Annotated in this window: 20 protein-coding genes; 11 read left to right on the top strand and 9 right to left on the bottom strand. The window is 63.4% G+C overall.

Annotated features, from left to right (window positions below):
• Window positions 1-219 precede the first annotated feature (219 nt).
• The 3 genes from cobM to K940_RS0117255 form a co-directional block, all read right to left on the bottom strand.
• Window positions 220-987, bottom strand: coding sequence for a precorrin-4 C(11)-methyltransferase (gene cobM, locus K940_RS0117265; RefSeq protein ID WP_028478574.1), 768 nt, complete (start codon window positions 985-987; stop codon window positions 220-222).
• A 117-nt stretch (window positions 988-1,104) separates the two neighbouring features.
• Window positions 1,105-1,530, bottom strand: a complete 426-nt coding sequence (locus K940_RS0117260; protein WP_028478573.1) for a PPOX class F420-dependent oxidoreductase — start codon at window positions 1,528-1,530, stop codon at window positions 1,105-1,107.
• Between the two features lie 83 nt (window positions 1,531-1,613).
• The gene (locus tag K940_RS0117255; protein WP_028478572.1) at window positions 1,614-1,940 is read right to left on the bottom strand and encodes a hypothetical protein; all 327 of its coding nucleotides are present in this window, start codon (window positions 1,938-1,940) and stop codon (window positions 1,614-1,616) included.
• Between the two features lie 233 nt (window positions 1,941-2,173).
• Here K940_RS0117255 and K940_RS0117250 point away from each other — a divergent pair, with 233 nt between their 5' ends.
• From K940_RS0117250 to K940_RS34135, 3 genes are all read left to right on the top strand, one after another.
• Window positions 2,174-3,421, top strand: a complete 1,248-nt coding sequence (locus K940_RS0117250) for a hypothetical protein (RefSeq protein WP_196812242.1) — start codon at window positions 2,174-2,176, stop codon at window positions 3,419-3,421.
• Window positions 3,418-3,897 carry a hypothetical protein gene (locus tag K940_RS0117245; RefSeq protein ID WP_028478570.1) on the top strand — a complete coding sequence of 160 codons (480 nt, stop codon included), beginning with the start codon at window positions 3,418-3,420 and terminating at the stop codon, window positions 3,895-3,897. Before K940_RS0117250 ends, K940_RS0117245 begins: the two co-directional genes overlap by 4 nt.
• An 81-nt stretch (window positions 3,898-3,978) precedes the next feature.
• Window positions 3,979-4,446 (top strand): winged helix-turn-helix transcriptional regulator, encoded by a 468-nt coding sequence (locus K940_RS34135; RefSeq protein WP_369797519.1) that lies wholly within the window; start codon window positions 3,979-3,981, stop codon window positions 4,444-4,446.
• Between the two features lie 97 nt (window positions 4,447-4,543).
• Here K940_RS34135 and K940_RS0117235 read toward each other — a convergent pair whose 3' ends face one another.
• Window positions 4,544-5,386 carry an ADP-ribosylglycohydrolase family protein gene (locus tag K940_RS0117235; RefSeq protein WP_028478569.1) on the bottom strand — a complete coding sequence of 281 codons (843 nt, stop codon included), beginning with the start codon at window positions 5,384-5,386 and terminating at the stop codon, window positions 4,544-4,546.
• A gap of 270 nt (window positions 5,387-5,656) precedes the next feature.
• Between K940_RS0117235 and K940_RS0117230 the strand changes: the two genes are divergently transcribed.
• Together K940_RS0117230 and K940_RS34130 are read left to right on the top strand one after the other, a co-directional pair.
• A complete protein-coding gene (locus tag K940_RS0117230) occupies window positions 5,657-6,109 on the top strand; it encodes an NAD(P)/FAD-dependent oxidoreductase (protein ID WP_231390415.1) in 453 nt (150 codons plus the stop codon).
• The gene (locus K940_RS34130) at window positions 6,009-6,218 is read left to right on the top strand and encodes a hypothetical protein (protein ID WP_369797518.1); all 210 of its coding nucleotides are present in this window, start codon (window positions 6,009-6,011) and stop codon (window positions 6,216-6,218) included. The genes K940_RS0117230 and K940_RS34130 overlap by 101 nt, the downstream gene beginning before the upstream one ends.
• Window positions 6,219-6,283: 65 nt before the next feature.
• On the opposite strand, the gene K940_RS28795 is transcribed toward K940_RS34130, so the two are convergent.
• Together K940_RS28795 and K940_RS30910 are read right to left on the bottom strand one after the other, a co-directional pair.
• The gene (locus K940_RS28795) at window positions 6,284-7,537 is read right to left on the bottom strand and encodes an MFS transporter (RefSeq protein ID WP_231390417.1); all 1,254 of its coding nucleotides are present in this window, start codon (window positions 7,535-7,537) and stop codon (window positions 6,284-6,286) included.
• On the bottom strand, window positions 7,530-8,669 hold the full coding sequence (locus K940_RS30910) for an aromatic ring-hydroxylating dioxygenase subunit alpha (protein WP_231390416.1): 1,140 nt from the start codon (window positions 8,667-8,669) through the stop codon (window positions 7,530-7,532). The genes K940_RS28795 and K940_RS30910 overlap by 8 nt, the downstream gene beginning before the upstream one ends.
• Window positions 8,670-8,868: 199 nt before the next feature.
• On the opposite strand from K940_RS30910, the gene K940_RS0117215 reads away from it, so the two are divergent.
• The 3 genes from K940_RS0117215 to K940_RS28785 all read left to right on the top strand — a co-directional run bounded on the left by K940_RS0117215 (window position 8,869) and on the right by K940_RS28785 (window position 12,197).
• Entirely contained in the window at window positions 8,869-9,873 is a 1,005-nt protein-coding gene (locus tag K940_RS0117215) for a serine/threonine protein phosphatase (protein ID WP_028478566.1), read from the top strand.
• A gap of 236 nt (window positions 9,874-10,109) precedes the next feature.
• Entirely contained in the window at window positions 10,110-11,393 is a 1,284-nt protein-coding gene (locus tag K940_RS0117210) for an IPT/TIG domain-containing protein (protein ID WP_028478565.1), read from the top strand.
• A gap of 156 nt (window positions 11,394-11,549) precedes the next feature.
• Window positions 11,550-12,197 carry an NUDIX hydrolase gene (locus K940_RS28785; protein WP_196812238.1) on the top strand — a complete coding sequence of 216 codons (648 nt, stop codon included), beginning with the start codon at window positions 11,550-11,552 and terminating at the stop codon, window positions 12,195-12,197.
• Window positions 12,198-12,459: 262 nt separating this feature from the next.
• Here the strand turns inward: K940_RS28785 and K940_RS31735 are convergent, their stop codons facing one another.
• Window positions 12,460-12,855, bottom strand: a complete 396-nt coding sequence (locus tag K940_RS31735) for a gamma-glutamylcyclotransferase family protein (RefSeq protein WP_081706431.1) — start codon at window positions 12,853-12,855, stop codon at window positions 12,460-12,462.
• Window positions 12,856-12,962: 107 nt separating this feature from the next.
• Window positions 12,963-14,063: a hypothetical protein gene (locus K940_RS30900; RefSeq protein WP_051407289.1), complete on the bottom strand. Its 1,101-nt coding sequence runs from the start codon at window positions 14,061-14,063 to the stop codon at window positions 12,963-12,965.
• A gap of 370 nt (window positions 14,064-14,433) precedes the next feature.
• On the opposite strand from K940_RS30900, the gene K940_RS32400 reads away from it, so the two are divergent.
• On the top strand, window positions 14,434-14,670 hold the full coding sequence (locus K940_RS32400; RefSeq protein WP_155980924.1) for a hypothetical protein: 237 nt from the start codon (window positions 14,434-14,436) through the stop codon (window positions 14,668-14,670).
• Window positions 14,667-14,975, top strand: a complete 309-nt coding sequence (locus K940_RS0117185) for a hypothetical protein (RefSeq protein WP_028478563.1) — start codon at window positions 14,667-14,669, stop codon at window positions 14,973-14,975. Before K940_RS32400 ends, K940_RS0117185 begins: the two co-directional genes overlap by 4 nt.
• A 42-nt stretch (window positions 14,976-15,017) precedes the next feature.
• Here the strand turns inward: K940_RS0117185 and K940_RS0117180 are convergent, their stop codons facing one another.
• Complete coding sequence (locus tag K940_RS0117180; protein WP_028478562.1) at window positions 15,018-15,635, bottom strand: TetR/AcrR family transcriptional regulator; 618 nt, start codon at window positions 15,633-15,635, stop codon at window positions 15,018-15,020.
• Between the two features lie 93 nt (window positions 15,636-15,728).
• On the opposite strand from K940_RS0117180, the gene K940_RS0117175 reads away from it, so the two are divergent.
• Window positions 15,729-17,327: a carboxyl transferase domain-containing protein gene (locus tag K940_RS0117175; protein ID WP_028478561.1), complete on the top strand. Its 1,599-nt coding sequence runs from the start codon at window positions 15,729-15,731 to the stop codon at window positions 17,325-17,327.
• Window positions 17,328-17,330: the final 3 nt, after the last annotated feature.

The raw sequence follows: 17,330 nt of genomic DNA, 5'->3' as shown, positions 1-17,330 counted from the left end.
ATGCCCATACGAATTATCTGTTCAACAGGGCGATCTTGTTACATGGGCTCGACCATGCCCAGCGCCCACCTGCCGGCTGCGCCGGGGCTCCCGTTACGAATCACCGGAACAATCTACAGTCGCATCCGACACCCAACCAATCGTTGATATAGCAAACAAACATCGCCGCAGTTGAATGTGGTGATCGTCCGAGGGGCGGTGGGATACCCGCCGGCTGAGTCACCGCGGTGACCCCTCGGTCGCTGGGCGATCGCGCGCCGGATCGTAAAGATGTGATTCGGCGCACGATACACCCGGTGCGAGCGCACGACCGACCAGGATCACGGCGGCCTGCCGCAGTCGAGCGGTCTCGACCTGGTCGGCGATGTCGGCCAAAGTGCCCCGCAACACCAGCTGATCGGGTTGGCTTGCGCGATAGACGACCGCAACCGGACAGTCGAGCCCGTAGTCGACGGCCAGTTCGGCTGCCACCGGGCGGACGCGAGTGATCGCCAGATGAAGCACCAGCGTGGCGCCGGTGGCGGCGAAGTTCGCCAGTGCCTCCGATTCGGGCATTGCGGTCGAGCGTGCGTGTGTGCGGGTCAACACCACCGACTGCACCAGCTCCGGCACCGTGAGCTCGGCGCCGAGCAATGCGGCGGCAGCAGCGTAGGACGGTACTCCCGGCGTGACATCCCACGGCACGCCGCGCGCGTCCAGCCGGCGGGTCTGCTCGGTGAGCGCCGAGTAGAGCGAGGGATCCCCGGAACACAGGCGCGCTACATCCTTGCCTGCTTCGGTGACCCGCACCAAGTGATCGGTGATCTGATCGAGGTCCATCTGCCGGGTGTCGATCAGCTCGGCATCCGGCGCGCAATGAGCGAGCACCTCGGGGTCGAGGTATGTACCGGCGTACAGACAAACCGGCGCGGCGCGCAGCAACTCGACCGCCCGCACCGTCAGCAGATCGGCCGCGCCGGGCCCGGCCCCGATGAAGTGCACGGTCATGCGGGCGAGTCTAACCACCTCGTGCACACCAGAATTTCGCCGAGGGAGGCCTCGGCCGATCGCTGACCACGCAGGGTTGCGGCCTTGCCGCCGCTGCTCGCACCGGCGATGGATTGCTCAGGCCGTGACGTCGAAGTTGGCGATTACCTTCGACGGCCGCAACCGGACCACGATCATGCCCGGGCCGCCGTTGCGCGTGCCGAACTCCACGGCCCGATCGTGCCCCATGTAGCGCCCACCCACCTCGGTGGCGACCCGCAACAACTCATCGGGATTCTTCGACAGCGTCACGCTGCCCTGCAACTGCACTTCCCCGTAGGGAGGTTCCTCCAAGTCGACGCAGACTGCGACGCGTCCGTCACGGGCGAACGCCTTGGCCTTGACACTCGAGATTCCAGTCGTGAAGACCAACTCGTCGCCGTCGAGGACGAACCAGACCGGCGTGACCATCGGCCTGCCGTCAGCGGCCACCACCGCCAGCTTGCCGGTACGAGTGCCACGGGTCAGAAAGGCGCGAACATCGGGATCCGATAACGAGGCCACCGACCCAGCCTATTCCTACCGACCTCGAAACCACCCAGAAGCCAGCGACTTGCCCGGTCGAAGGTACCGCCCGGTGGGTCGACTCAATTCCTGGACGGGTTCGAAAGTCTGCGTGAGTAGGTGTACCGGGGAATCACCGTGATCACATCGGCGACGTCGACCAGCGCGCTGGGCACATGGTCGCCGAGATGCCAGAGGCTCGGCACGAACACGGCCTCGGCCTCGGTCTTGCGTGCGGCGACGATCAACTGTGTGACCGGGTCTGCCGTGCCCGGGCCGAACACGATCGTTTTGGACAGGTCGTAGCCGAGACATCGCGCGAGACTGCGGATCTGCATCTCGTGCCACCCCTGGGAGATACCGGAGACGTCGCGACGCAGGTATCCGATAGCTGCCGGTTTCATCGTCATGCTCGTCCCTTCGAAGTAGCGGTGATGTCCGGATACGAGGTCACCGGCCGGCGTCGTGTGTCGTGTTCGCAATCGTGCAGGCCTCGCGCCCTGCTGCCTTCAGCTTCTCTGCAGAGAGACAGCTATACGACTGCGTGTCGGTGGTAATACCTTGGGAAAATCATGGGAAGGTCGGCCACCTACACAGAACGTGCGGCTATCTTCAGGACAGTTTCGGAAGAGAGGCGATGCCCGTGACCGGACGCAACGACCTACTCCTCCAAGCACGGCTACGGATCGAATCTCCGGGATCGCCAGGTCATCCGATGACTCGCCAAGAGCTGGCAGATGCCGTCAACGACCACGTGTTCCGGGCCACGAACACCCGCGGCGCCGTGGACGAGCGTCATATCGGCAAATGGGAGCGCGGCGAAACGACGTGGCCGCGAACGTATTACCGTGCAGCTCTGCGCGCAATCCTCGATGTGGCATCCGATGCCGAGCTGGGATTCAGTCGGCGTCGCCCCCTCACCGGCGACAAGGATGTGACCCGCAAACAGTTCCTTCGAGGTGCCGTGCTCGCTGCTGGAGCGAGCGCAGTACGCGCCAATGCACCCAGTGGGACGGAGTTGATCGAAGCAATCGCCGGCCCCACCGGCCACTACCGACGCATGGAATCGTCGGTACCGTCCGACCAGGTTCACCCGGCCGTAGAAGCACACCTCGATCTGGTAGACCATGTCGTACGAGACCGGCTGAGCTCTTCGAACGGATTCCGGGCGTTGTCCGAAGTCGCCGGCCTGGCCGCGTGGCTGGCTGCAGACTGTGGCGACGACGCGACCGCGCGTCGTCGGTACGCAGAGGCGATCCGGCATGCCGAACGCACCCACCATCCCCTTCTGGTTTCCTACATGACTGCCAGTCTCGGGCACTATGCCGTCGAGACCGGTGATGCACACGCCGGTTTGACGCTTCTTCGCACCGCCTCGTCGTACATGGACCGCGCCGTCCCCGACAGTGCTGCCGCATGGATGGCGTCACTGTTGGCCGTCGCGTACGCGGCAACCGGTGACCGAGCCAATACTCTTACATCGCTGCATCGCGCCGAACGGCTGGCCGATCGCCAACGCGGTGAGCCCAGGTGGCCTTGGGTATTCGTGTTCAGCGGGCCGAAGGCAGCCCGCTACCAAGCCAGCGCTTTGGCCCGGATCGGTGACCACCGCGGCTCCCGCGCTGCATTCATGGCCGCACAGCCCGCACTCACCGCCGCGAAACCCCGTGCTCTCGCGCAGGTCGAGCAGGCCCACGTTCTGGCGCGCACGGGCGACGTCGAAGGCGGATGCGCCCTGGCTACCGAAGCGTTGCACACCGGGCTGCGGTACCGCAGCGAGCGGATCACCAGGCTCGCGAGGGAATACCGGGCCAGCCTCCCAGCACGTAGCCAGGAAGTCCGGGCTCTCGATGACGCATTGGCTGCCCTCTACGTGCCGGTCGAACGATGACACGAATAGCCATCACCGGCCACCGGGGTCTGTCCAAGGAAACCACTGCCCTGATCGACGCCCGGCTGCGCGCGGAGCTCGGTACCCACGCAGGCAGGGAGCTGGTCGGTGTCAGCTGCCTGGCAGACGGCGCCGATTCTCTGTTCGCGCAGGCAATTCTCGACTTCGGTGGGTCGCTGGTGGTTGTCGTACCCGCCCGGAAGTACCGCGAAAGCCTTCCCGATATACATCACCCCGTGTACGACGAGTTGTTCTCCGCTGCGGATGAGGTGATCGAGCTGGATCGTGTGGAGTCGAATTCACAGGCACACCAAGCTGGCAGCATTCGAATGCTCGACGAGGCCGATGAACTGTTCGCGGTGTGGGATGGGAAGCCTGCGCGCGGCTACGGCGGTACAGCCGATGTGGTCGCTGCCGCGCACGAGCGGCGGGTACCGGTCACCGTGGTGTGGCCGGAGGGGTCGGTCCGGGACTGATTCTGCAGGGCGGATCGGCTCCGTACGCACAAACATGCCGGTTCGGGTTGGATAGTCGAAACTGTCGGTCACTGCGCGACCGTGCCCCGGTGCGCCGGCCTATGTGGGTTGTGTGCCCTTCTCTTTCATCTGCGCCAGTGGGGCGATCGACTCGGTGCCAGGCTCTGGAGGCAACCGAAGCGCCCTGACAGCGAACGAGATGGCGTGGTACCAGCCGCAGATCAAGACCAGCTCGAGCAGCGCATCCTCATCGGCGACAGCGGCCAGGTTCGCCCATGTCTCGTCGGACAGATCGTAGTGCCGGCGGAGCTCCGGGACAACTCGACTCCGACCTTTCGCCAGCTACAGCACCGATGCGACGGCGTCTCATCGAGCGTGCTGGCAGACAGACTTCGCGAGCTCGGACAGGCAGACCTCGTCCAGCATGCCGGCGACGGCTACACACTCACTGGGCAAGGCACGACACTTCTCGAATGTCTTGCCCAGCTCGACGCGTGGGCCGGCGACTGGCGCCCAAGGCGCCAGATTGACCGCGCCCTCTGCAGCTAGGCGCCGTCACGCGGCGGCGAGGGTCCTGTCGGCGCCGAACAGGCCGAGGTCGATGCCCACCCGCTTGCACCGGCGCGTATTCGATAGCGAGTATCGATCAGGAGAATTCAGCCAGCAGGCGAGTATCCACCTGCCGCAGGTAATCCCTACCGTACGCACCGTTCTCGAGACCATCGACCAAGGAGTTCGGCAGATCCTGCTCGATATCTGTCGCGCGAGAACCGGCGGCGAGCGCGATCGTCGCGACTGTGTCCACATCTCCTGTCCAGGCCACCGCGGTGTGCAAGACTTGGCTGAGCCTGGTACTCATCGACAGCGCGGTGAGCGCCGCACGTACGCTCATCCAGCCCTTGGATCCCACTCTGCCGCGCCACGGTCGCGCCCAACTCCGGTCGAGTTCTGCCCCAATCCACTCCGGCAACTCCGCGACCGGCCCGAGTCGATGATGACAGTAGTGCACTGCCAGCGCCGCGGCCTGCGCGGCAGCGATCCCGTCCGCGGTGTCGTGGGTGATGCGCGCCTGTTCCAGTGTGTAGTGCAGGACATCGTCCACGGTCGGCAACAGTCCGATCGGCCCAGCTCGCATTGCCGCACCGCTCTTGTCGCTCACTGGGTCGATACGGGCCAAGAGGTCAGCGCCGCTGTGTACGGTGTCGAGAAACAGTTGGAAACGTCGGGCATAACCGTCACGCGGATCCCGGTGATAGGCCCGCACAAAACATTCGGCCAGCGCCTCTCGACCCCATGAGTCCCCCGAAATGAGCAGTTCCGCAATCGCCAGCGTCATCTGAGTGTCATCCGTGTAGGCGCCCGGCCGCACACCGAGATGCGTCGGATGCTGGACGTACCCCGTCAAGAGGTTGCGCTCGGCAATGAAGTCCGGATCGGCGTATTCGAACCCCGCCCCGTACGCATCCCCAACCGCCAGCTCGATCAGCATATCCCCTCCAGATCGCGCCGACATTGCGTAGAACGCCCTACACGACAGTACTATCCGAACTTTTGGGCTCGCAATGTTCGCGCAGCGCACCGAGTAATAGGCTCATCGAGCGTTGCGCGAGGTGTCGACATATACCCGCTCACATCCGGTCCGAGCGCACGACCACGAATCGAGACCCCGGATCGAAATCGAGCTGCTCATGATAGCTCACGGGGTGCCCGGGTATGCCAGAGATTGTGATGCGGCTGGCGCACCCCTAGGAGGACAGCTGTGACTTCCCCCGAGATCCAACAAACACAGGTGCTCGTGGTCGGTGGCGGCCCAACTGGAATGTTGCTCGCCGGTGATCTCGCACGGTCCGGGCACTCCGTCACAGTGCTCGAGCGCCGACCGATGATCAACCCGTCCAGTCGGGCATTCGCCACCATGGCACGAACCCTGGAGGTACTCGACAGTCGCGGGCTCGCCGAAGGCCTGCTGGCCGACGCTGGCACCGCCGACCACGTGGACCTGTTCTTCGGGGGTGCGGTCGACTTGTCCCACCTACCCTCCCGCTACCGCTATGTGATGATCGCGCCACAGACCGCCATCGACGCCGCTCTCGAGTGCTACGCCCATGACCATGGTCCTCGATACCACGCTCGCACAGGCCCGCCGAACGGAGACCGGACCCACAGTCCTCGTCCGTCCGGACGGCTATATCGCCTGGGCCGGACCCAGTAGCCGCCGCACAGGACCACGAGGATGGGAGACCGCGTGGTACGGGTGGATAGGGCCGCCTACGTCACGGTCCGGGCGTCGCGGTAAACGAAACCCAACCCGCGACAACTGAGACCGCAACCTCTGGACCCAGCTGGATCGTCTCCACGAGCGCGCCACAGTCACAAGCTTCGAAGCTCAGGTCTTGCCATCGGTCGAAAGAGCGTGCTGCTCGGAATGAGTGGAGGGCAGCGTGTTGCACCATGTTTCACTGGCGGAGCGCACAGCAAGCAGACCCGACAAAGAGATACCCACCATCAGGGCCAAAGCCCAACTCCAGCCGGAGCCGCTGTCCACGATGAACCCGAACATCGGCTGTAGCACAGCCGATGCAACGAAAACTCCGGCATTGAGCACTGCGAGAGCGGTAGCCGCGATCTCGACGGGAACGGACTCTTTCAACGCCGCGAACGACACCGTCACCTGAGACGCGGCGGCACCCACCACGATGTACAGGCCCAGGCCTTGCCAGCCCGGTTCCCATGGCAGGAGGGCAAGGCCCATCCAGCCGGCCACCGCCATCCAACTGGTGGCCAGCAGAAAAGGTTTGCGGCGCCCGATCCGATCGGACCACACGCCGATGGCCAGACAACCCAGGCCATACACTGCAAGCGCCGCAGTGGTGTATCCGGCGGCAACAGTGTTGGACAGCCCGCGAGTTTCGGTGAGCAACGGGACACCCCACAAACCAGCGAAGGCGTAGAAGGTGCCGTTCGTGCCAGCGGTCGCCGCCAGCAACGGCCACAGTTCGCGCCGTCGCAGCGCGGCGCGTAGACCGCCGCGAACTCGACTCGCGCGACCGGCCTGTGTGCCGAAGCCGTATGGCGGCCGATCACGCACCACAGCGGCCACCGCAACCGACAGGACGAGTCCGGCCAGCGCCGCCATCGCAAAGATCTGCCGCCAGTCACAACGCTCCAGCAACCACGCGGTAGGTGAACCTGCTCCGATCGCGCCACAGGTGGCCGCCAACATCGTTACACCAGTGACCAGGCCGTAGCTTTCGGGGCGGAACCAGGACGCGTTGTACTTCATGATGCCGACGAACACCACCGACAAACCCCCGCCGGTCAGCATCGGTCCCACCGAAGCCATCGGTGGGTTCACCGCACCGGCCAGCACCAGGGATCCGCCTGCGGTCACGAGGGAACCAGCGGCAACACACGATCGGACGCCGTAGCGGTCCACCAATATCCCCGCTGGGATCTGCGCCACCGTATACACCCAGAAATGCCATGCGGCAAGCGTTCCCAGCGTGGTCGCATTGGCTCCCAAATCGGCGGAGAGATCCTCTGCCGATGTGGCAGGAGCGAACCGATGGAAGAACCCGAGCAGAAAGCAACCCGCCAGCACCGACCAACCTGCCAGGCGACGAGTGCGAAGGCTATGCACCAAGGACCTGATCCAATATCCAATTGTCCAAGCGGTGGACGACGTGTTCCTCGGGCAGATAACAACCCGGCGCCGAGGAGTTCAGACCTTTCTGCTGATGCTCGGTGATCCAGTCGTCCTCTTCGATCACTTGGTCGAGCCGTTTGTAGTAACGCTTGGACAATTCGTCGAAGTCGGTCCGCTCGGTCGTCGAGGTAGGGAAGGAGTAACCGACGCGGACTCGCGTGCGAGTCGCGGATTCCGGAATCTTGTGGATCCACCACATTGTGTCTTGCGCAGTCACGACAAAGAACCCAGGCAGAAGGATGGAGAAATGAGTGCCTCGAGAGGCCGCGCCGGTCAGACCCCTGGTGTGGGGAAAGCCAGTACGTCGCTCGCTCGGATGCAGAGCCGGAGTGTGTTCCGACTCGTGGTAGACACCGATCCAGTTGCCCTCGGAAAGAGGACTGGTCACTGGCTGCGCGCCGATCGAACTGCGGTGGATGTGTTTCGTATGCAACGTTTCCATGTCGACCTCGACATACAATTTCCAATTGGAATCGAGAACATACTCTCGTTGGTTGACCGCAATCATCTGCGCGGTCTGGTGAGGAACCGCGACAGTGGAAGTGAAGTTGCCGAGATAGTCGTCGAGAGTGGGCGAGTTCGCTAGATCTCCAAGATGCACGAAGATCAGCCCCTCACGGATCCCGGAAGGCACCCGAACCAGGTTCTTGCCCAGCCCTGGGAGCTCGTGTCGGCCGTATTGGTCGAGCCCTGGTGCATATTTGAGAACCCCTTCGAGGGAATACGTCCAAGAATGGTAGGGACAGCGCAGCGCACGACAGTTTCCTGCCTCCTGGTCGAGGATCAAAGATCCGCGGTGACTGCAGGAATTACGGAATACACGCACTTCCCCATCGTCCCCACGCACAACCAGCAGGGACTCACCCAACAAACGCAAGGTGAAGAAGTCGCCGGCTTTGCCCACAGATGAGGCAAGTCCTGCGAAATGCCACGCAGGACGGAACATGGTCTCTATCTCCCGCTCGAACCACGCATGGTCGGTATACACCCAGAAAGGCATGGTTTCGGCGTGCTCCCGGGGAAGGCGCGTCGCCGCATATAGAGCTGGATCGAAGATGTCTGACACTGTGCGCAAAACGATTTCCCTCCCCATCAAGATCGTCTAGCTTAGAGTATACGTTGTGCTACGCGTGCGCAATTGCTGAAGAATCCGCTGATCGTCTGATAGACGGTCCGTACATCAGGGCACAGGTCTCGCCTCCGTGGCCGACCTCGATGATGACGGTGCCACCAGTCGAAGTACTGGCCGGTGGCAGAATCGTGCAATGACAGCTGTCAGAACTGCCCGCCACCAAAGACTCTCGACGTTCTTGGCTTCCCGCAGTGATTTCGAGCTCACCGAGCTCGTCGACACCTCACCGGTCACAACCGTGAGTGTGGGTGGGGCCTCTGCGATCATCGACATCGACAGCTTTCCGGTATTCACCAAACGCATCCCACTGTCCGACCGGGAGCTCGCCAATCCGGGCTCCACAGCGAACCTGTTCGACCTGCCGATGTTCTGCCAGTACGGCATCGGCGGCCCTAGCTATAACGCATGGCGCGAGCTGGCCGCGAACATCATCGTCACCGACGCGGTTCTGGCCGGCGAGACACAGTCGTTCCCTGTGCTCTACCACTGGCGTGTATTACCCGGCCGTTCAGCAGTCGCAGCCGAACACGCCGATATCGACACCGTGGTCGCTTACCAGGGCGACAGCCCGGCCGTGCGAGCCCGGCTCGAAGCGCTGGCCGCCGCACCGTGCAGCCTCGTGCTGTTCTGCGAATACATTCCACACCCGATTACAGACTGGCTTCGAGAAGACCCCGTGGGCAAGGCCGCCACGGTCGAACGACAACTTTCGGAAATCGTGACTTTCCTGCGCGATCGGGAATTGCTGCACATGGACGGACATTTCGGCAACATGCGCACCGACCTGGAGCGGATCTACCTCAGCGACTTCGGGCTGGCCACATCGCCGCAATTCGACCTGTCGGCCGCCGAGCGCGACTTCGTCGAACGCCACACCAACCATGACGCCGACTATGCCGCCATGCGACTGGTCAACTGGCTGGTGACCGACGTCTGCGGGATACCGATGTCGCCCAGCAACGGCTCCATCACCCGCAACGAGTATGTACTTCGGTGCGCTGCCGGTCACATCCCGGAGGACGTGCCACCGGTGGTGGCCGCGATCTTGACCCGGCACGCACCAGCCGCCGCGAAGATGAATGCGCTCCTGTGGAGACTGTTCGACGGCGACATCCACACGGAGTACCCCGACATGTGAGGGAGACCGGGCCGCTGTGCTTCTCGTACCCGGCTCCTCAGCGGCAGCCGCTGTCATCTCGGGACCGGATGGCCGCAGCCATGAGTCCGAGACGAAAACCGGACCCGGATTCGTTGCGCAACCGCGACCGGCAATGCGTTGCGGAAACGCCACCGCCAGTGGATTACTGGATACAGCGGTATCGCAGCCGATGGATATGCGCTGCAAGACGAGATCTTTCCCCTCGGAGGCCTTGGATGGCACCGGTGCTCACCTCGCTCAACCCCAGTTTCGGGCCTCCGGCCGGGGGAAACACGGTGCAGATCTTCGGAAGCGGGTTCACCGAAGGAGTGCCATCGACCGTGCGGTTCGGTACAACGGCAACCACCTTCACCATTGTTTCCGACACTCACATCGACGCCAGCGCCCCACCTGGCGCCGGCACCGTCGAGGTCACTGTCGCCGCCGTGCCGAGCGGTACCAGCAATCCGCTGCCCTACACCTACGGCGGCGCCGGGCTGCTGTTCTTCACCGATGGGATCGACACCGGCAATGTGTACTCGGTGCCGCAGACCGGGGGCACACCAACCCTGCTCGCGTTCGGACTGAGCATTCCCGAAGGTCTCGTCCGGGTCGGAACCCTCCTGTACTTCTGCGAGTTCTTTGCCAATCGAGTGTCGACGGTGCCGGTCACCGGTGGCACAGCGACCCCCTTGGTGACCGGACTGTCGCTCCCCACTGATATCACCGTCTCCGGCAACACCCTGTTCATCGCCGACCCGGGCCACTCCGATCGAGTGGTGTCGGCACCGATCACCGGCACCGACACCCCGACTATGGTCGCCACCAGCCCCACCGGCATCTTCTGGATCACCGATGGGGCGCCGACCCAACCAGGAATGACGCCGGTCGCGGCGGGTCTACCAACGGCACCCGTGCTCACCTCGCTCACACCGAGTTCAGGACCCACAGCCGGGGCCAACACGGTGGAGATCTTCGGCAGCGGTTTCACTGGCGTCGGTCCGTTGATCGTGCGGTTCGGGTCGACGGCAACCACCTTCACCATCGTCTCCGACACACGGATCGACGCCATTGCCCCACCCGGCACCGGAACCGTCGACGTCACCGTCGCCGCCCTGCTGAACGGCACCAGCAATCCACTGTCCTACACCTACGGCGGCCTGCTGTTCTTCACCGATACCAACTTCATCGGCACTGTGTTTTCGGTGCCACGAAACGGTGGCACACCGACTCTGGTGGCGACCGACCTGAGTACTCCCGTTGGCCTCGTCCGGGTCGGCGAGCTGCTCTATATCTGCGAGCAAGGGACCGCCCGGGTATCGACGGTGCCGGTCACCGGTGGAACGGCGACCCCCTTGGTAACCGGTCTGTCGCTCCCAACGGATATCACCGTCTCCGGCAGCACCCTGTTCATCACCGACCAAGGCACCGATCAGATCGTGTCGGCCCCGATCACTGGGACCGCGACGCCCACCGTGCTCGCCACGAGCCCCACCGGCGTATTCGCTATCACCACTTGAGCGCCCGCTCGATGCCGAATCCTTTGGTGCTGACCGCCACACGGTAGCGCCTCCGGCACTCGGCAAGATCGCCCCGGACCGCGTCCGCGCCGGCACAACGAGCTCGGAACTCGATAGCAAGGGAGGCTTTGGTACGTCTGAACTACCGTCGAAAGTGTGACCGGCACCCGATGGACAATTCTTGGTGAGAACCTGGTGGACGAGAACCGCCATGTCCGGCTGTCAACAGCTGACGTGCGGCTGCCGAGCGGAGTCGAGTTCACTCAATATGTCGCTCGAATGCCCCGATGCGCAATGACGCTGGTACTCAACGACGACCGGGAGGTCCTATTGATGTACCGGCACCGGTGGATCATCGATCAGTGGGTGTGGGAGCTGCCCGGAGGCTACGTCGACCACGCCGAAGACGTCGCCGATGCCGCCGCACGCGAGGTAGAGGAAGAGACCAGCTGGCGTCCGCGGTCGATGCAGCACCTGGTGACCTATCAGCCGGCCGTCGGCACACTCGACCAGCCGCAGGAGATCTACCTTGCACGCGGCGCAGACCTCACCGAAACGCACCCGGATATGGAAGGCCGAGGTGATTCGGTGGATACCACTCGATGGCGCGATGCAGATGATCGACCGCGGTCAGATCGTCGGCGCAGCAACCGTGGTCGGTATCTATCGGGCACTCACCTTGCCCTAGCCGACGCCGAAACACTGGCTGGCTTTCACCGAGGTATAGGCGGTGCCGATGTACGCCAACGGTCCGGGACGGTGGGCATCATCGCAGTCGAATACTCGCTAGGCAGCGTTCGGTGACTGGCACAGGACCTGCTGTTGGTTCGCGCCTCATCTCCATGGGCTTCCACAAACCACCCGATCCCCGCGCGACAGCACGCCGAGAAACCGAAACAACGGGTTCTCGCTGTGTCGCTCTGGCTCTACTTCGTGAGCCGCCAACACGGCTGCCATTGCGGCGCCCTCGGCCGGCAAGTTCAGGGCTCATCGGCAACCGCGGTAGTGTGAATCGATATCCGCCTGGAACGACGAGAAGCCTTGCGCAACTCGTGCTTTGGAGCTGTCAATCACCGTCTCGACTCAGCCAGTCCCTGCATCGTTCGAGATACTCTGCCAGATGCCGGACAATAAACTCACGGCAGTTCCAGGTACCCGGGCTGACCTCGAGTTGCCAGGCATACACCCACGCTTCCGTGCCGTCGTTCAGTGTGACGAGTTCCAACGAGTAGTCAGGATCTTCGAAACGGTCCAACCGCATCCACTCAGTCGGTGTGAGGTCGGTAAACGTGAGACCGACTGTCCTGATTCCGGGCCTTGGGACAAGTCCCGGATACGGCCGAAAGGGGAGCGGAGCACAGATCCAGTCATCGAGTTCGCCGGGTCGCGTGTGTGGAACTCGACCGATCAGCGTCCGCACGACCTCGAGTATCTGGAGTGTTCCATATGCAAACAACGGCATCGTGGTTGTTGATGCGAGGCCCCCAGGCCCGAGAATATCCGACCGGAGAACGTGGACGCGGGCCGCGGTGGATGACATGAATTCTCTCCTGGCAGCCGGTTCAGGACTCAATTGGATCGCTCGATGTGTTCGACTTCCCATCGCAGGGTGACCGATTGCCCGGGCCGCAAGTAGTTCCGGGTGAGAGTCACGACCACATCCGTTCCGTCATTGTCCCAGATAAGATCCTCGGATACGGATTGCTCGGTACCGTTCACCTGCTCCTCGAGGACTGTGTAGGACATCAGCCGACCAACAGAATTGTGGCGAATGGTGAGCGTCACGTGTCGGGTGTACCGCGGAATGCACTGACGCCAATAGTGATCACTCACGAACTGTCCTCCGGTGCATTCGTATGCGATGGTGCCGGTATCGCCGGGCTGAATCGGTGGCGATATCTGGCACGCGAACTTGGCCAAACCGGTGGTGTCATGAATCCGCTGGATCAGTACTTTGCGGTGGCCAGCGGACATCGGCGCGATCGCGATGGAATTGGGTGTGTGCTCGAACCACACCTCACGTGGGATTCTGGTGATGGGCCTACTACTCATATTGAACAACTCGTGCTGGTAGCGCACGACGCCTTGTCCACCTTCGCCAATCGAGATATCGACTTGCATCGTGAGTTCCACAAGTTGACCGGCGAGGCTGGCGATACGGGCGGACTCTTCAGGTGGCAGCCGCAGGACACGGGCGAGAGCAACGAGCTTCTTCGTGATGCGCTGAAGCGAATCGGGGATCTCATCGCCCGCCGAGTGGAAGGCTCCGTCGAGCCTCACCGCGCCGTGTGGTTGGTGGGATTCCGCTGGGGTCCATTCGGATCGATCGGCGTCGGGAGTCCGAAAAGCTTCACTGACAGCTCGTACCAGCTGACCGACTCCTGATTTGTCGGAAACAGGTAGATCATCGTCGGGAACGAGCTCGAAGAGCGCTGCAGCAGTCCAGTCGGGGAACATGGCTTCGAGGATGCGGCAGTGGTCCGGGTAGGGAAGGCCCTTCAGCTCACCGGCCAACCACTGATGAAGTTGACCTCGACTCGGGGCGGTACCGACGAGGTCGGTGTCGATCAGACCTGCCGCTCGATCATACTCACGACAGAAGGTCGCATACTTCTGCCAATGACGTTCCCGAAGAAGTTTTTTCAGCCTGATTGCCTTCGCTGCACTCACGTCCCTCCGTCGTAGCGCGCCACAGTTCAGCGTAGAGGATGTGACAAAGAAGCGACAGGACGCTGCAGTGCGCGACCGACACGCGCTAGGCGTGACCGTGATGGGGTCGCGGGAGGACGCCACGCCGTAGTTGTTTCGAGTCATGAGAAGACTCGTCGGCGAGCCGACCCAAATGGCTGACCAGCAATCGGAAACCGTGTGCGATAGCCGCTTTCCAGATACCACGAACAAACCGGGCGATCTGCGATTGTCGCTCGAAATTCTCTCAATCCAAGCGTATCTGGTCGCGGATGTGCGGATGAGTAGCGGCAAGCCTGTTCGACGGCGGCAGCGACCCAGCAGACCTAGCGACTCGTCGCCAGAAGCCGAGATGGAAGTTCTGACCCGATTGGCTGCCGCGCTGCGAGAAATGCCCGAAACACCAGTAGCGGTCGAGAAGCCAGCCCGCTGGTTTCGACGTGCTGATGGAACGTTCAGCCCGATCTACACCGACGGCCACGTAGGCCATCGGTTTTCGTGGACGCAGATGCTTGCCGCCGCAGGCGCGGACAGTGTCGATGTTCCCGGACTGTGGGCAGCAACGACCTCACCCGAGGAGCACGCATGAGACTTCAACCTGCCGCTATCGGCTATCTGCGCTGCGACGTGTCCGGTTTCCGGCAGCAATGGCACGAAACCCAGATTCGGAATCTGGCGCGCCGCTACGGCTACCGGTTGCTCAAAACCGTCACCTTCACCAACCGCACCGACGACCGTGTTCAGCGTCTGATCGCTGTCGTGCTCGCCACCGACGCCGAAGCGGTGTTCGTCCCCGGTCTCGACCACTTCGGCGACACCGTGCCCGCTCGACTCGTCGCGGTAGCCGACCTCAACACCGTCACCCCCGAACAGACCTGGTCACGGCGACCATAACTATCCAAAACCGCCCGATCTCGGACGCTGGGTGCGAGATCGTCAGGAGCTGCTGCCGAGCGCCCGGTCGTTCAAGGCGGCCAGCACCATGCGGCGCAGGACCGGCCGAGCCCGGACGGCGGTCGCCGTGCTCACACTGTGCGGTGTCGAGTTGATCAGGCCGAAGGCGGCGTGTGCCTGTACGCGCGCCGTCTGCTCCGGTAGTTCCGGATGCAGTTCGCGCAGCACCGTCACCCAGATCTCGACGTACCGCCGCTGGGTGCGTCGGATCTCGCGGCGCGCGGCGCCGGGCACACTGTCCAGATCACGGTCCTGAATGCGGATCAGCTCGGGCTCGCCGAGCGCGAAGTCCAGATGGTGGTCGACCAAGCCGGACAGCGCCTGTTCGGCCGAACTCGTCGACGCCACCACAGCGCTACCACCCTCCAACAGCCGCTGGCTGACCCCGGCGAGCAGCTCGACCAGCAATGCCTCCTTGTTCGGGAAGTGCCGATAGACCGCGGGTCCGCTGATACCGACTGCGGCCCCGAGATCATCCAGGCGCACGCCCAGGAAGCCTCGCTCGGCAATGAGCTGGGCGCCCGCCTCGAGCAGTTGCGCCCGACGTTGCGCTTTGCGCTGGTCACGACGGGTTGGTGCGACAGATTCCGCTTGGGTCATACAGAGTCCCCTCCGTCGCGGTGGACATTTCGGTTAACCAACACTAACCTGAATTCCAGTTATCAGCGACTAACTGGATGACAGGATGGCGTGATGACCCTTACCGAAGCGCCTGTGGACAACCGCGCCGCGCACTCGGCGCTGGTGCGCGATCTGCGTGCCCGACTGACCGCCACGGCACTCGGCGGGCCGGCCAAGGCTCGCGAACGCCACACCGCACGCGGCAAGCTGCTGCCTCGACAGCGGGTGGACCAGCTGCTCGATCCGGGCAGCCCCTTCCTCGAGCTGTCGCCCCTGGCTGCCACCGGGTTGTACGGCGACGACTCGCCCGGCGCCGGGATCATCACCGGAATCGGCCGAGTATCCGGGCGAGAATGCGTGATCGTGGCCAACGACGCCACGGTCAAAGGCGGCACCTACTACCCCATGACGGTGAAAAAGCATCTGCGTGCGCAAGAGATCGCGCTGCAGAATCGGCTGCCGTGCCTGTACCTGGTCGACTCCGGAGGGGCCTACCTGCCACACCAGGACGAAGTCTTCCCCGACCGGGAGCATTTCGGGCGCATCTTCTACAACCAGGCGACAATGAGCGCCAAGGGAATTCCACAGATCGCGGCCGTTCTCGGCTCGTGCACCGCGGGCGGCGCCTACGTACCGGCGATGAGCGACGAAGCCGTGATCGTGCGCAATCAGGGCACGATCTTCCTCGGCGGACCGCCGCTGGTGAAGGCCGCGACCGGCGAAGTTGTCACTGCCGAGGAGCTCGGCGGCGGGGATCTGCACGCACGGATGTCGGGCGTCACCGACCATTTGGCCGACGACGACCAGGACGCGCTACGGATCGTGCGTCGCATCGTGGCCACACTCGGCCCCCGCGCCGACACCCCCTGGACGGTTCGGCCCACCATCGCGCCCGCGGCACCGGAATCGGAACTCTACGACGTGGTTCCGGTCGATCTGCGCACCCCGTACGACGTGCGCGAAGTGATCGATCGCGTGGTCGACGCTGCCGACGACGGCCACAGCAGTTTCCACGAATTCAAGGCCGAATACGGCACGACCTTGGTCACCGGATTCGCGCGCATCCATGGGCATCCGGTGGGCATCGTGGCCAACAACGGGGTGTTGTTCAGCGAATCCGCGATGAAAGGGGCGCATTTCATCGAACTGTGCGACCAGCGCCGCATCCCACTGCTGTTCCTGCAGAACATCACCGGCTTCATGGTCGGCCGCGACTACGAAGCAGGCGGCATCGCCAAACACGGCGCGAAGATGGTCACCGCGGTGGCCTGCGCGCGGGTACCGAAACTCACGGTCGTCATCGGCGGCTCCTACGGCGCCGGCAACTACTCGATGTGTGGACGCGCGTATTCGCCACGGTTCCTGTGGATGTGGCCGAACGCGCGTATCTCGGTGATGGGCGGCGAGCAGGCGGCATCGGTGCTGGCGACGGTGCGCGGCGATCAACTCGACAGCACGGGTGAACCGTGGTCGGCTGCCGACGAGGAAGCGTTCAAGAACCCGATCCGGGACCAATACGAAGCCCAGGGCAATCCCTACTACTCCACCGCACGGCTGTGGGACGACGGCATCATCGACCCCGCCGACACCCGAACGGTGCTCGGCCTGGCCCTGTCGGTGTGCGCGCAAGCGCCGCTGGAACCTGTCGCCTACGGCGTGTTTCGGATGTGATCG

Source organism: Nocardia sp. CNY236, assembly GCF_000482385.1.
GTDB lineage: Bacteria > Actinomycetota > Actinomycetes > Mycobacteriales > Mycobacteriaceae > Nocardia.
The sequence above is the reverse complement of the archived record's forward strand: the minus strand, read 5'-3'. Positions and strand labels throughout refer to the sequence as shown.